Source organism: Streptomyces sp. NPDC059010 (genome assembly GCF_042740355.1).
GTDB lineage: Bacteria > Actinomycetota > Actinomycetes > Streptomycetales > Streptomycetaceae > Streptomyces.
Genome location: NZ_JBHYJA010000073.1, coordinates 1 through 13,884, shown reverse-complemented (window position 1 = coordinate 13,884; position 13,884 = coordinate 1). Strand labels below are relative to the sequence as shown.

The following is a 13,884-nucleotide window of genomic DNA, read 5'->3' as shown; positions in this document are numbered from 1 at the left end:
CGGTTCGAGGGCGGTGGTGGGCGCTCAGGCCTCGTAACGCACCTCGGCCCTCCCCCGCCCCGCCGTGTTGGTGTGCACCGTGCCACCGGGCCCGCCGATCCGCAGTCGCCAGGGATGCGGGCTGTCCGTCGTGACGCTCACGCGGTCCCCCTCGCGGTGGACGTCGAAGCGGGCCGTCTCGCCGAGGGCGTCCGTGCGGGGGATCACCACCGTGCGACGGGCGCCGTCCGCGAAGGCGTGGATCCGTAGTTCGATGTCGTCCGCCCAGGCCGACACCGGATGCTGGTCGTCGGCGGCGAGGGGGAGGACGGAGTCGGGGCGGGCCAGCAACGGCAGGGTGCGGAAGCCGTGTTGTTCGCGCACCCAGCGGGGGCCGGTGACCTGGGTGCCGGTCAGGATGTTGGTCCACGTGCCCTCGGGCACGTAGTACTCGACCGTGCCGTCGTCCGTGAAGACGGGGGCGACGAGCAGGTCCTCCCCGAGCATGTACTGCCGGTCCAGCACCGCGGCTGTGGGGTCGTCGGGGAACTCCAGGACCATGGCCCGCATCACCGGGACGCCGGTGGTGTGGGCCTGCTGGGCGGCGCGCTGGAGGTAGGGGGCGAGGCGGTTCTTGAGGAGGGTGAACTCGCGGGTGACCTCGACGGCTTCCTCGCCGTAGTCCCACGGGACGCGGTACGACTTGCTGCCGTGCAGGCGGCTGTGCGAGGAGAGCAGGCCGAACTGCACCCACCGCTTGAAGACGGTCGGCGTCGGGGTCCCCTCGAAGCCGCCGATGTCGTGGCTCCAGAAGCCGAACCCGGACAGGCCGAGCGAGAGTCCGCCGCGCAGCGACTCGGCCATGGCGCCGAAGGTGGAGTCGCAGTCGCCGCCCCAGTGCACGGGGTACTGCTGGCCGCCGGCGGTGGCCGAGCGGGCGAACAGCAGCGCCTCGCCCTCGCCCCGCTCCTCGCGCAGCAGGTCGAAGACGGCCTGGTTGTAGAGGTGGGTGTAGTAGTTGTGCATCCGCTCCGGGTCGGAGCCGTCGTACCAGACGACGTCGGTGGGAACGCGTTCGCCGAAGTCGGTCTTGAAGCAGTCCACGCCCTGGGCGAGCAGGGTGCGCAGCTTGCCGGTGTACCAGTCGCGGGCGGCCGGGCTGGTGAAGTCGACCAGGGCCATGCCCGGTTGCCACAGGTCCCACTGCCACACGGTGCCGTCCGCGCGGCGTACGAGGTGGCCCGCGCGCATGGCCTCCTCGAACAGCTCGGACTTCTGGGCGATGTACGGGTTGATCCAGGCGGAGACGCGCAGTCCCCGCTCCTTGAGCCGGGCGAGCATGCCCGGCGGGTCGGGGAAGGTCTCGGCGTCCCAGTCGAAGTCGCACCACTGGTAGGCGCGCATCCAGAAGCAGTCGAAGTGGAAGACGCTCAGCGGGATGCCGCGGTCGGCCATGCCGTCGATGAAGCTCTGGACGGTGGCCTCGTCGTAGTCGGTGGTGAACGACGTGGTCAGCCACAGGCCCAGGGCCCAGGCGGGCGGCAGCGCCGGGCGGCCGGTGAGCGCGGTGTAGCGCTCCAGGATCTGCTTGGGGGTCGGCCCGTATACGACGAAGTACTCCAGGGACTGGTCCTCGACGCTGAACTGGACCTGGCCGACGGCCTCCGAGCCGACCTCGTAGGCGACCTTGCCGGGGTGGTTCACGAAGACCCCGTAGCCACGGTTGGTCAGGTGGAACGGGATGTTCTTGTAGGCCTGTTCGCTGCTGGTGCCGCCGTCGGCCTGCCAGATGTCCACCACTTGCCCGTTCTTGATGAACGGGGTGAACCGCTCCCCCAGCCCGTAGACCAACTCTCCTACGCCCAGGGCGAGTTGGCCGACCATGTGGTGCCGGCCCTCGGCGTCGGTGACGAAGCCGGTGCCGCGCTCGCCGGAGGAGGTCAGCAGGCGTCCGCCGGCGGTGAAGTCCAGCCGCCACGGCTCTTCCGTGTCCACCCGCAGCGTCAGTTCGCCGGAGGACAGCTCCAGCACCGCCCCCTCCCGGCGCACCTTTCCGGCGCCCGCATCGGCTCCGGGCAACGCGAACTCCGGTCCCCCGCGCACCGATCCGGCGTGGTGGGTGGTCCGCACGCCGATGATCCCCTCGGCCGGGGACCAGCACTCCACCGTCAGCAGCGGGCTGTTGAGGGTCTGCCCGCGCCGGACGACGTGTTTCACGGGTGCGTACAGGGTCATCCGGTGGTCGTCGGCGCGAACGTCGGCGACCTCGGTGGCGTAGCGGGCGGTGCAGCCCGGACGCATCAGCCAGTAGCCGTCCGTGAACTTCATCGGGCAGGTTCCTCCGTCCCCGCGCGGTGCGCGGTGATCAGTCCCCGGTACCAGTGGTAGCTGTCCTTGGGGGTGCGGGTCAGGGTGGCGTAGTCGACATGGACGAGCCCGAAGCGCTGGTCGTAGCCTCGCGCCCACTCGAAGTTGTCCAGCAGCGACCAGGCGTAATAGCCGCGTACGTCCACACCGGCGGCGACGGCGTCGGCCACGGCGGCGAGGTGGTCGGCGAGGTAGGCGATGCGGTCGGGGTCGTGGACGCGGCCGTCGGGTGAGACCGCGTCGGCCTCCGCGGAGCCGTTCTCGGTGATCCAGATCGGCGGCAACCGCGGGTAGCGGGCGTGGAGGTCGCGGAGCAGTTCGGTGAACGCGGACGGGACGACCGGCCAGCCCATGGTGGTGTGCCGGGTGCCGTACGGGTCCAGCTCGGTGACGCCGATGTCGACGGCGGTGCGCTGCCCGGGGTCGGCCACGTGGTGCGGTGCGGCGGCCACGGTGAGGGGCCGGTAGAAGTTGAGGCCCACGAAGTCCAGTGGGATGCCGATCAGGTCGAGGTCGCCCGGCAGCCGCCAGGGGCCGTCGGCGAGCCCGGCCCAGGTCTCGGCCTCGTCGCGGGGATGGCGTCCGGCGAAGAGCGGCTCCGTCCAGACCTCGTTGTGCAGGGTCTCGGCGCGGCGCAGGGCGGCGCGGTCCTCGGGGCGCTCGGAAGCGGCGTGGATGCGGTCCAGGTTGAGCGTGATGCCGATCTCCCGGGCTCCCGAGGCGCGCAGGGCGCCTAAGGCGAGACCGTGGCCGACAAGCAGGTGGTGGGCGGCGGCCAGGGCGCCCCGCCCCTCCCGCGCGCCGGGCGCGTGCCGGCCCTCGGCGTAGCCGACGAAGGCGGAGCAGTAGGGCTCGTTGAGGGTGATCCAGCGTTCCACCCGGTCGCCGTAGCGCTCGGCGGCGAGTGCCGCGTATGCCGCGAAGGCTTCGGCGGTCTCCCGCACGCGCCAGCCGCCACGGTCTTCCAGGGCCTGCGGGAGGTCCCAGTGGTAGAGGGTGACGGCCGGCGCGACACCGGCGGCCAGCAGGTCGTCGATGAGGCGGTCGTAGAAGTCCAGCCCCTTGGGGTTGACCGGTCCGACGCCCTGGGGCAGCAGACGGGGCCAGGCGATCGAGAAGCGGTAGCTGTCGACGCCGAGATCGCGCAGCAGTGCCACGTCCTCGCGGTGGCGGTGGTAGTGGTCGGCGGCCACGTCGCCGGTGGCACCCGCGTGAGTGCGCCCGGGGGTGTGGCTGAAGGTGTCCCAGACGGACGGTCCGCGGCCGTCCTCGTCATGGGCGCCCTCGATCTGGTAGGCGGACGTGGCCGCACCGAAGCGGAATCCCGGAGGCAGCTTCGGAAAGCCCCCCATCGCCGTCGCGGCGGTCACGGTCGTACTGGACGCAGAAGCCACGAGACAGATCCCTCGGCAGTCGGGCGTTTACGTGAGGTGAAGGGTGACTTGTCGAAGCGCATCGACGCTGTCATTTTCGCTCACTGCCTGTCAATGGACCAGCAGAGAGAAACTTTCTCCGTGTACAGGCTCTTGTTTCGCCCGAAACACGTCCGTTAACTTCCCTCGCAAGTGAAGCGCTTCGACAACCCGCGGAAAAGGGTCACCGTCATGACGGCACGCAGCATCACCGACCGCCTGGGCGGCCTCGCCTTCGGCGGGGACTACAACCCCGAGCAGTGGGACGAGCCGGTCTGGAAGGAGGACGAGGAACTCATGCGCCGGGCCGGGGTCAACCTGGCCACCCTCGGAGTCTTCTCCTGGGCCCTGCTCGAACCGGAGGAGGGGCGCTACGACTTCACCTGGCTGGACGCCCACATCGAACGCCTCCACGCGAACGGCGTGGCCGTCGACCTCGCCACCCCGACGGCCTCCCCGCCGCCCTGGTTCACCCTCGCCCACCCGGAGGCACTGGCGGTCACGGCCGACGGCACCCGTCTCGTGCACGGCAGCCGCGACACCTACTGCCTCGCCTCACCCGCCTATCGCAGCGCGGCCCGCCGGATCGCCGCCGCGCTGGCCGAGCGGTACGGCGACCACCCCGCCCTCGCTCTGTGGCACGTCCACAACGAGTACGGCACGCTCTGCTGGTGCGACCAGGCGGCGGCCGCGTTCCGCGTGTGGCTGCGCGCCCGGCACGGCTCGCTGGACGCCCTCAACGAGGCCTGGGGCACGGCCTTCTGGAGCCAGCGGTACACCTCCTGGGAGCAGATCCTGCCCCCGCGCGCGACGCAGTATCACAAGAACCCCGGCCAGACAGTGGACTTCCACCGCTTCTGGGCCGACGAGATCATCGCCGCCTACTGCGAGCAGCGCGACGCGATCCGCGAGCACAGCGACCGCCCGGTGACGACGAACCTGATGCTGCCCTACGACCTGCGGCTGAACGTGTGGGCGTTCGCCCGCGAACTCGACGTCGTCAGCTCCGACCAGTACCCGGACGCGAACGGCCTCGACGGCGCCGCACATGCGGCCTACTACGCCGACCGCTCCCGCTCCCTGGCCGGCGGCCGCCCGTGGCTGCTGATGGAGCAGGGCACCAGCACGGTCTACGACGGCGATCAGGTGATCGGCAAGGAGCCGGGTGATGTCCTGCGCCACAGCCTCGGCCACATCGCGCGCGGCTCGGAGGGCGCCCTGTTCTTCCAGTGGCGGCAGTCCCGGGCCGGCGCCGAGACCTGGCACTCGGCGATGCTCCCGCACGCGGGCCCCGACAGCCGTATCTTCCGCGAGGTCACGCGGACCGGTGAGGCGGTCGCCGCGCTCGGGGAGCTGGCGGGATCGACGGTGACCGCGCAGGCGGCCGTGCTCGACGACCCGGACGCCATGTGGGCACTGGAGGCGGACGGCCTGCCCTCCTCCCGCCTCGGCTACCACGCGCCGCTCGCCGGGGCGCACCGCGCGCTGTGGGACGCGGGCGTCACGGCCGACTTCGCCCACCCCGAGCACGAGTTGAGCCGCTATCGGCTGGTCATCGCCCCCTCCCTGTTCCTGCTGTCCGACAAGGGCGCCGAGAACCTGCGCCGTTACGTCGAGGGCGGCGGGACGCTCCTCGTCCAGCACGCCACCGGCTACGTCGACGACCGCATGCACGCCCGGCTCGGCGGCTACCCGGCCGCACCGCTGCGCGAGGCCCTGGGCATCCGCGTCGAGGAGCACCGGCCGCTGCGGACGCAGGAGCGGATCACCCTGTCGGACGGCTCGCACGGCACCGTCTGGAGCGAGGCCCTGCGCGCCGAGGGCGCCGAAACGCTCGCCACCTACACCCACGGCATGCTCGCGGACAGCCCGGCACTCACCCGGCACCGCTTCGGCACCGGACAGGGCTGGTATCTCTCCACGCTCCTGGACGACGCCGACTACGGCGCCCTGGTCGGACGGCTCCTGAAGGAAGCCGGCGTCGAGCCGGAGCTGCCGGGCCTGCCGTCCGGTGTCGAAGCCGTCACCCGGCACGCGGCCGACGGCCGCCGATGGCACGTCCTGCTCAATCACACCGAGGGCACCGTGCCCCTGCCGAATCCCGCCCACGACCTGCTCACCGGCGGGGCGGCCCACGAACTGCCGCCCGGCGCCTGCGCGGTCCTGCGCGGCCACTGACCCGGAAAAGGCCACCATGGAAACGGAACAGCGGAGCTTTTGCTGGGGTCACGAGGCCCTGCACCTCAAGTTCGCCCTCGGCGACGACGGCAGCACCCGCCTGACCCACCTCGGACGACCGGACGAGGCGGGCAACGGCACCCGTGGATCCCTGCCCCTGGTGGAGGTGACGGCCACGGGCCACGGACGCAACTGGTCGGGCAGCCGTCTGGTCCAGACGGCTCTCGGCGAGCGGCTGCGCCACCGCACCCACAGTGCGGCCCGCGACGGTGACTGGCACATCCTGACCGTCCAACTCCACGACCCGGACACCGGTCTGGTCGCGGAGGTGACCTACCGGTCGCCGGACGGCCTACCCGTGCTCCGCAGCGAGGTGACGCTTCGCAACGAAGGGCAGGACACGCTCCACCTGGAGTCGGTCAGCTCGTTCGCGACGGGGTGCCTCACCCCGCCGGACCCGGCGGACCTGGACGCCGCCGACCTGCTGTGGGCGGAGAACGACTGGCTCGCCGAATGCCGCTGGCAGCGCCGCCCGTTGCGGCTGACCGCACCCGACCACGGTGGACGCGTGCAGCACGCGAACGGCCGTTCCGGCTTCGCCCTGACCGGCCAGGGCACCTGGTCCAGCTGCGGGCACCTGCCCATGGGCGGCCTGACGGACCGGCGCACCGGCCGCACCTGCGTGTGGCAGATCGAGCACAACGGCGGGGGCTGGCGCTGGGAGTGCGCCGAGCGCGAGCAGACGGCCTACCTGGCACTGTTCGGGCCCACCGACTCCCACCACGGCTGGCGGCAGCCGCTGGAACCGGGCGCCGCCTTCCGCACCGTACCCGTGGCCCTGTCCTTCAGCGCCGACGGCGGCCCCGACGCCGCGTTCGCCGCGCTGACCCGCTACCGGCGCGCCCACCGCCGTCCGCATCCCGACCACCAAGCCCTGCCCGTCATCTTCAACGACTACATGAACTGCCTGATGGGAGACCCCACCACCGACAAGCTGCTGCCGCTGATCGACGCGGCGGCCGAGGCCGGCGCCGAGTACTTCGTCATCGACGCGGGCTGGTACGACGACGGTGACGGCTGGTGGACCACCGTCGGCGCCTGGGAGCCGGCCGCCTCACGCTTCCCCGGCGAGAAGGGCATCCACGAGGTCCTTGACCGCATCCGGGAGCGCGGCATGGTGCCCGGCCTGTGGCTGGAGCCGGAGGTGATCGGCGTCCACAGCCCGGTGGCCGGATCCCTGCCCGACGAGGCGTACTTCCGCCGCGACGGCGTCCGCGTCACGGAGTCCGGCCGGTACCACCTGGACCTGCGCCACCCGGCCGCTCGCGCCCATCTCGACCAGGTCGTGGACCGCCTCGTCGGCGAGTGGGGCGTCGGCTACCTCAAGCTCGACCACAACATCGACCCCGGCTCCGGCACCAGCGCGCACCCCGGCGAGAGTGCGGGCGCCGGACTGCTCGGCCACAACCGCGCCCACCTGGACTGGCTCGACGGCATCCTGGACCGCCATCCGCACCTGGTGGTGGAGAACTGCGCCTCGGGCGGCATGCGCCTGGACCACGCCCTGCTGTCGCGGCTGCAACTGCAGTCCACCAGCGACCAGCAGAACCTCCACCGCTACGCGCCCATCGCGGCCTCCGCGCCCACCGCCGTCACTCCAGAGCAGGGTGCCGTGTGGGCCTATCCGCAGCCGGAGGACTCACTCGACGAGGTCGCCTTCACCATGGCGAGCGCCCTCCTCGGCCGCGTCCACCTCTCCGGCCGCCTGCTGGAGTTGGGGCCCGAGGCCCGCGCCCTGGTCCACGAAGCGGTCGCCACGTACAAGGCCATCCGCGCCGACCTGCCGCAAGCCGTGCCCTCCTGGCCACTCGGCCTCCCCGGCTGGGACGACCCCTGGATCGCGCTCGCCCTGCACACCCCCGCCACCACCTACCTCACCGTCTGGCGGCGCGCGGGCGGCGAGGCCACCACCCTCCGGCTGCCTGAACGGGCGGGCGGCTCGGTCCGTGCCGAGGTGCTGTACCCCGCCGCGGGTCAGGCAGTTGCCGTCTGGAACCCGGACACCGCCGACCTCACCGTGACCCTGCCCACCGCGCCGTCCGCGGCGCTGCTCCGCATCACCCGCACGGAACCGGGCGCTCCCTGAGCGCCGCCCCTGCCACCCACCCGACGAAAGGACGACCGAGGGTGCCCGCTCAGAAACCGCCCGCCCGCGCCACCGAACCCGTACTCCCCGGGTTCCACCCCGACCCGAGCATCTGCCGTGTCGGCGACGACTACTACCTCGCCTGCTCCAGCTTCGAGTACTTCCCCGGCATCCCCCTCTTCCACAGCCGTGACCTGGTGCACTGGCGGCAGATCGGCAACGTCCTGGACCGGCCGGAGCAGTTGCGTCTGCCGGCCTCCATGCCGTCCTCCGGCGGGATCTACGCCCCCACGCTGCGCCATCACGACGGACGCTTCTGGCTGATCGTCACCAACTGCAGGGAGGACGGCGGCAACCTGATCGTCACGGCCACCGACCTCGCCGGGCCGTGGTCGGACCCCATCTGGGCACCGGGCGTGCCCGGCATCGATCCCGACCTGGCCTGGGACGAGGACGGCACGTGCTGGTGCACGTTCGCCGGGGTGTTGCAGGTCCGCATCGACCCGTCCACCGGAGAGACGTACGGCACACCGCACAGGCTCTGGTCCGGCGGCCCCGGCGCGAAGGCTCCGGAGGCGCCGCACCTGTACCGGATCGGCGGCTACTGGTACCTGCTCATCGCCGAGGGTGGCACCGAGCGCGGCCACGGCGTGTCGATCGCCCGCGCCCTTACGCCCAGCGGCCCGTTCGAGCCCTGCCCGGCCAACCCGATCCTCACCCACCGCGGCACCGACCACCCGGTCCAGAACACCGGGCACGGGGACCTGGTCCAAGGCCCCGACGGCTCATGGTGGATGGTCTTCCTCGGCGTACGCCCCCGCGGCGGCACCCCCGGCTGGCACGTGCTCGGCCGGGAGACCTTCCTCGCGCCCGTGACCTGGGAGGACGACTGGCCGGTCGTCGGCGAGGTCGCCCTTGACCTGTCCGCGCTCCCCTGGCCGCTCACCCCCGTTCCCGTCGAGGAACGGCGCGACGACTTCGAGCTCGGTGAACTCGGGCCGGCCTGGATCTCCGTGCGGGACCGCCCCGCCGAGCTGTGCACCACCAAGGAGCGCCCCGGCTGGCTGACACTCCACGCGCGGGGCACTTCCCTGGACGAGCCCGACGTGGTGTTCACGGGCCGACGTCAGCGGCACTTCACCTGCCGGGCGCGCACCCTGGTCGACGCGGGGCAGGGGCGCGGCGGCCTCGCCGTACGGCTGGACGAGCGGCACCACTACGCGATCGAGGCGTGCGGCGCGGAGGTGCGGGTGATCGCGCGCGTCGGCTCCCTGCGCACGGTCGTGGCCGCGCGGACCGTGCCGGCCGGGCCTGTGGCCCTTGCCGTCACCATCGCTGACCCGCCGTCACCGCTCGGGCCCTGCACCGGACCCGACGTCGTCTCTCTGGGCATCGAAGCCCCGGACGGAACGGTCACCGAGCTCGCGACTCTCGACGGTCGCTACCTGTCGACGGAGGTGGCCGGCGGCTTCACCGGCCGGGTCATCGGCCTGTACGCCACGGCAGGCACCGTCCACTTCGACTGGTTCGACTGCGGGCCCCTCGACGACTGAACCCCAACCGCTACGACCGAACGAAAGGAAAGAACATGAAGGACATACGGCAACCCGCCCGCCACCGCCGCCGCGGCCCAGGACGCCTGGCCGGCCTGCTGATGGCGCTGCTCGTCATCCTGGGACTGTCCGGCACCGCGCTCGCCGTGCCGGGCGGTACGGCACAGCAGAGACCTTCCACGGCCGGGGTTCCGTCCCGCGCCATGGACGCCGTCGCCGCGATGCAGCCCAGCTGGAACCTGGGCAACACCCTGGACGCGATTCCGGAGGAGACGTCCTGGGGCAACCCCAAGGCCACCAGAGAGCTGTTCAAGACCGTACGGGCGCAGGGCTTCCGCAGCGTCCGCATCCCGGTGACCTGGAGCAACTACCAGAAGGACACCGCGCCGTACGCCGTCGACGCCGCGTACATGAGCCGGGTCAAGCAGGTGGTGGACTGGGCGCAGGCCGAGGACCTCTACGTCGTGCTCAACGTGCACCACGACTCCTGGCAGTGGGTCTGGAAGGTCTCCACGGACCGCGACCAGGTACTCGCCCGCTTCGACTCCCTGTGGACGCAGATCTCCGCGGCGTTCCGCGACGAGCCGCGCACCCTGCTCTTCGAGAGCATCAACGAACCGACCTTCGGCGATGTCACGGACGCGCGGAAGGCCGAGTTGGTGCATGAGCTGAACACATCGTTCCACAAGGTCGTCCGCGCTTCGGGCGGCGGGAACAAGAACCGTCTGCTCGTCCTGACCACACCGGGTGGCACCCCGTCCCAGGACTTCATGGACAGCCTGCACACCACGATCAGCGGGCTGCGCGACAAGAACCTCGCAGCCACCGTGCACTACTACAGCTTCTTCCCGTTCAGTGTGAACATCGCCGGCGGCACCCGGTACGACGACAAGGCCCAGAACGACGCGGACGACGTCTTCGCCCGGATGAAGCACGTCTTCACCGACCAGGGCATCCCGGTCTACGTCGGTGAGTACGGCCTGCTCGCGTACCCCGACGACAACCACCCTTCCCGCGTCGAGCGGGGCGAGGCGCTGAAGTACTACGAGCACATCGGGCACCTGGCGCGCACCGCCGGTGTGACCACCGCCCTGTGGGACCCGGGCTTCGCCTACCTGAACCGCGCGACCCTGAAGTGGCGCGACCCCGCGCTCTTCGCGTGGATCAAGTCGAGCTGGACCACACGCTCCGGAACCACCTCCTTCGACCGGATCTACCTGGAGAAGTCCGGCCGGATCGAGGGGCAGTCGCTCACCCTGAACCGCAACGGCCTGAAGTTCCGCGGGCTGTGGCACGGCGACACCAAGCTGGCCGAGGGCCGGGACTACACCCTGTTCAAGGACCGGATCACCCTGAAGGCGTCGACGCTGACCAAGCTGGCGGGTGACCGTGCGTACGGAGTCAACTCGACGCTCCAGGCCCGATTCTCGAAGGGTCTGCCCTGGCAGATCGACGTGATCACGTACGACACCCCGGTCCTTTCGGACACCACGGGCTCGAAGGACGCGTTCGCCATTCCCACGAAGTACCGGGGAGACGACCTGGCGACGATGGAGGCCACGTACGCCGACGGCACCAACGCCGGCCCGACGAGCTGGACTCCGTTCCAGGAGTTCAACATCGCCTTCCGGCCGGACGTCCCGAACGGCACGATCATCCTGACCGCCGAGACGCTCAAGTCCCTGCGTGACGGCGACACGGCGACGCTGACGTTCCACTTCCACAGCGGCGCCAAGGTGAAGTACAAGGTCACGAAGTCCGGAGACTCGGTCACCGGTACGGCTGTCAAGGAACCCTGACCGACAGGCCCCTCGCCCCGGTTGCCCGCCTCCCGGGCAGCCGGGGCAGCGGCGTCCACGCGCGCCGCCTCACTCCTCTTTCGGCGGAGCCGTGCTCTCCCGGACGGCCAGAGTGGTGGCGATCTCCAGCCCCACCTGCGCCACCTGCTCACCCCGCCCGAGCGCCAGGGCCAGCTCGGTGGCGGCCGTCGCCATCTCGGCCAGCGGCTGGTGGACCGTGGTCAAGGGCGGATCCCATCCAGGCGACGGCCGGTACGTCGTCGAAGCCCACCACGCTGAGATCGTGCGGGATGCGCAGGCCCAGCTCGCGCGCGGCCTGGTAGACACCGAGCGCCTGCATGTCGTTGGCGGTGAACACGGCGGTGGGGCGATCGGGTCGGGACAGCAACTCCCGCGCGGCGGCGTACCCGTGCTCACGCGTGAGCCGGGTCTTCACGACCAGGCCGGGCTCCGCCGGCAGTCCGGCTTCCGCGAGCGCGGACGAGTAACCGGACAACCGGGCGAGGCAGAAGGGGTGATCAGGCCCACTGATCATGGCGATGCGCCGGTGCCCCAGGCCGACCAGATGCCGGGTCGCCGCCTGCCCGCCCCGCCAGTTCGTGGCACCCACGAACGGAACGTCGTCCGGCAACTCGTCGATCGGGTCGAAGACGACGAACGGGATGCCCTTCGCCCTCAGCTGTTCCCGCTCCGCCTCGGAGAGTTGCGCCACCGACAGCACGCACTGGGGACGCCGGCCGACCGTGTCGTCGATGGTCATCGCCGCTGTGTCGTGCAGCCCGAACTCCGACACCAGCACACCGATCCGGTTTCTGCGGGCCACGCGCTCGACACCGCGGATGATCTCCACGGCCCACATGCTCTCCAGCTCGCGGAACACGAGCTCCACGAGATTGCTGCGGTTCTTCGGAGGCTTGCGGTATCCGTGCCGATGGATCAGTTCCTCGACGCGGGCCCGGGTCTCGTCCGACACCCCCGAGCGGCCGTTGAGCACCTTCGACACGGTGGGTACGGAGACGCCGGCGGACTCGGCGATGTAGGCGATCGTCACCGATGCGGGTCCCCCGCCGCGCTCGCCGTCATCCTCCGTCGAAGGTCTTCCCGCTCGGTTGTCCGGCACGGTCGCCTTTCCCATCCCCTCGCCTGCTGCCGCCACCATTCTCGCAGTCGGCGGAGGAACCCACGCGGTGCAGGGGACACAGCTCCCCCGCACAGGCTTGTCAGGGGCATGCAAGTTTCCTACAGTCCGTCAGAAAGAGCATATGGGAGCGCTCCCATTCACTGGGGAGGCGGGAGCGCCCCACCCCTCACCCCCGTCCGGCCGCACCTCCGAAAGAGGTCCCGCATGCGACCGCTACAGCATCTTCCCCGTACCGTTCGCGGCACTTGGGGCGCGCTCGTCACCACAGTCGCCACCGTCGCCGCGCTCTTCGCCGTCACACCGCCGGCCCAGGCCGACACCACGGTCTGCGAACAGTTCGGCTCGACTGTCGTCCAAGGGCGCTACGTCCTCCAGAACAACCGCTGGGGCACCAACGAACCCCAGTGCGTCACCTCCACCGACACCGGCTTCCGGCTCACCCGGGCCGACGGTTCCGTGCCCACCAGCGGCGGACCGAAGTCGTACCCGTCCCTCTTCAACGGCTGCCACTACACCAACTGCTCGCCGGGCACCAACCTCCCCGCGCAACTCGCCCGGATCTCCAGCGCACCGAGCAGCATCTCGTACGGCTACGTCGGCGACGCCGTGTACAACGCCTCGTACGACATCTGGCTGGACCCGACGCCCCGAACCGACGGCGTGAACCAGACCGAGATCATGATCTGGTTCAACAAGGTGGGCCCGATCCAGCCCATCGGCTCCCAGGTCGGCACGGCCACCGTGGGTGGACGCACCTGGCAGGTGTGGTCGGGCGGCAACGGCTCCAACGACGTGCTCTCCTTCGTCGCCCCGTCGGCGATCGGCGGCTGGAGCTTCGACGTGATGGACTTCGTCCGGCAGGCCGTGGCCCGCGGGCTGGCGCAGAACAACTGGTATCTGACCAGTGTTCAGGCCGGTTTCGAGCCCTGGCAGAACGGTGCGGGGCTGGCCGTGAACTCGTTCTCGTCGAACGTCGTCACGGGCGGTGGACCGGGTGGGCCGGGCGGTGCCACGACCTGCGAGGTGTCGTACGCCACGAACGTGTGGCAGGGAGGCTTCACCGCGAACGTCACCGTCTCCAACACCGGTTCGGTGCCCGTCGACGGCTGGCGCCTCGCGTTCACCCTGCCCTCCGGCCAGCTCGTCACCAGTTCCTGGAACGCCTCCGTCTCCCCGTCCTCGGGATCCGTCACGGCGAGCGGCCAGGCGCACAACGCGGCCATCGCCCCCGGCGGCAGCCAGACGTTCGGGTTCCAGGGCACCTACAGCGGCGCCTTCGCCGCACCGAGCGGTTTCAGCCTCAACGGGC

Annotated in this window: 7 protein-coding genes and 1 pseudogene; 5 read left to right on the top strand and 3 right to left on the bottom strand. The window is 71.0% G+C overall.

Annotated elements, in window-relative coordinates; genetic code table 11:
* Window positions 1-24: 24 nt before the first annotated feature.
* Together yicI and ACFWYS_RS44150 are read right to left on the bottom strand one after the other, a co-directional pair.
* A complete protein-coding gene (gene yicI / locus ACFWYS_RS44155; RefSeq protein WP_384782247.1) occupies window positions 25-2,307 on the bottom strand; it encodes an alpha-xylosidase in 2,283 nt (760 codons plus the stop codon).
* Window positions 2,304-3,698 carry a GH1 family beta-glucosidase gene (locus ACFWYS_RS44150; RefSeq protein ID WP_384782277.1) on the bottom strand — a complete coding sequence of 465 codons (1,395 nt, stop codon included), beginning with the start codon at window positions 3,696-3,698 and terminating at the stop codon, window positions 2,304-2,306. The genes yicI and ACFWYS_RS44150 overlap by 4 nt, the downstream gene beginning before the upstream one ends.
* A 252-nt stretch (window positions 3,699-3,950) precedes the next feature.
* On the opposite strand from ACFWYS_RS44150, the gene ACFWYS_RS44145 reads away from it, so the two are divergent.
* The 4 genes from ACFWYS_RS44145 to ACFWYS_RS44130 are packed head-to-tail and all read left to right on the top strand — an operon-like array spanning window position 3,951 to window position 11,434.
* On the top strand, window positions 3,951-5,936 hold the full coding sequence (locus ACFWYS_RS44145; protein WP_384782245.1) for a beta-galactosidase: 1,986 nt from the start codon (window positions 3,951-3,953) through the stop codon (window positions 5,934-5,936).
* Window positions 5,937-5,952: 16 nt separating this feature from the next.
* Window positions 5,953-8,082, top strand: a complete 2,130-nt coding sequence (locus ACFWYS_RS44140) for an alpha-galactosidase (RefSeq protein ID WP_384782243.1) — start codon at window positions 5,953-5,955, stop codon at window positions 8,080-8,082.
* 41 nt (window positions 8,083-8,123) lie between these two features.
* Window positions 8,124-9,635 (top strand): glycoside hydrolase family 43 protein, encoded by a 1,512-nt coding sequence (locus tag ACFWYS_RS44135; protein WP_384782242.1) that lies wholly within the window; start codon window positions 8,124-8,126, stop codon window positions 9,633-9,635.
* A 35-nt stretch (window positions 9,636-9,670) separates the two neighbouring features.
* Entirely contained in the window at window positions 9,671-11,434 is a 1,764-nt protein-coding gene (locus tag ACFWYS_RS44130) for a cellulase family glycosylhydrolase (RefSeq protein ID WP_384782240.1), read from the top strand.
* 69 nt (window positions 11,435-11,503) lie between these two features.
* Here ACFWYS_RS44130 and ACFWYS_RS44125 read toward each other — a convergent pair.
* Window positions 11,504-12,485 (bottom strand): annotated as a pseudogene (locus tag ACFWYS_RS44125) (LacI family DNA-binding transcriptional regulator).
* Between the two features lie 294 nt (window positions 12,486-12,779).
* On the opposite strand from ACFWYS_RS44125, the gene ACFWYS_RS44120 reads away from it, so the two are divergent.
* On the top strand, window positions 12,780-13,884 hold a 1,105-nt coding region (locus ACFWYS_RS44120; RefSeq protein WP_384782238.1), incomplete at its 3' end, for a cellulose binding domain-containing protein.